Here is a 1,238-nt window from a genome sequence, read left to right as displayed (position 1 = left end):
GACCCGATCAGACTGTTCAAATACCTGATTTTAAAGGCCATCTTTGGACTATCCGATGTGGATGTGGTTGAGCGTTCGAAATACGACATGTCCTTCAAGTATTTCCTGGATATGGCTCCAGAGGAGGATGTAATCGAACCAAGCACACTTACGAAATTCAGGAAGTTACGGTTGCGGGATACCAATATGTTGGACCTGCTGATAGGCAAGACGGTGGAACTGGCACTCGAAAAGGGAATCATCAAGAGCAAGTCCATCATCGTCGATTCCACGCACACCAAGGCGAGGTACAACCAGAAAACACCCCGGGAAACGCTGTTGGACTATTCAAAGAACTTGAGGAAAGAAGTCTACAGAATAGACGAGAGCTTCAAGAGCGAGCTCCCTGCCAAAGTCAACAATGGGATTTTGGAGGATGAAATCGAATATTGCAAAAAACTGTTGGATGCAGTCAAGGCAAACGAAGTTTTGTCGAACTACCCCATTATAAAAGAGAAAATCAACCTGCTGGAAGAAACGGTTGAAGATGATCTGGAAAAGCTTTCTCTTTCAAAGGACGAGGATGCCAAAGTCGGGCACAAAACATATGACACCTCATTTTTTGGATACAAGACCCATCTGGCGATGACAGAAGAGCGGATCATCACTTCCGCAGTCATCACATCCGGAGAAAAGCACGATGGGAAGCAGTTGCAGCAACTGGTGGAGAAAAGCCAGGCGGCAGGCATGGAGATTGAAAATGTGATAGGGGATGCCGCATACTCCGAGAAGGAAAACCTTGAATACGCAAAGAAAGAAAACATCCAGTTGGTCGCCAGATTGAGCAAAACCGTCACCCATGGGAACGGTAACAAGTCCGCCGGATTCGAATACAACAAGGATGCGGACCGGTATGTCTGCAAAGCGGGACACATGAGCGTCAAGAAAACGAAAACGAGGCCCAAAAAGCATGCGGAAGATGGCCAAGGGTCCGTAGAATCCTACTTTTTCGATGTTGAAAAATGCAAACGCTGTCCACAGAGGGATGGATGCTACCGGGATGGAGCGAAGACGAAATCCTACTCCGTAAGCATAAAAACCAACACCCATCAGGAACATATGGATTTCCAAGAGAGTGAACACTTCAAGGAAAAATCCAAGGAACGGTATAAAATCGAAGCAAAAAACAGCGAGCTCAAACACAGGCATGGCTATGATGTTGCATCATCGTCAGGTCTTTCAGGCATGGAAATGCAAGG

1 protein-coding gene is annotated in these 1,238 nt (G+C 46.5%); it reads left to right on the top strand.

Annotation, left to right across the window (positions count from 1 at the left end):
* A partial coding sequence (locus GXN74_RS14255; RefSeq protein ID WP_162371599.1) for an IS1182 family transposase occupies window positions 1–1,238 on the top strand: 1,238 nt, incomplete at both ends.

The organism is Anaerotalea alkaliphila, from assembly GCF_010179735.1.
GTDB lineage: Bacteria > Bacillota > Clostridia > Lachnospirales > Vallitaleaceae > Anaerotalea > Anaerotalea alkaliphila.
The sequence above is the reverse complement of the archived record's forward strand: the minus strand, read 5'-3'. Positions and strand labels throughout refer to the sequence as shown.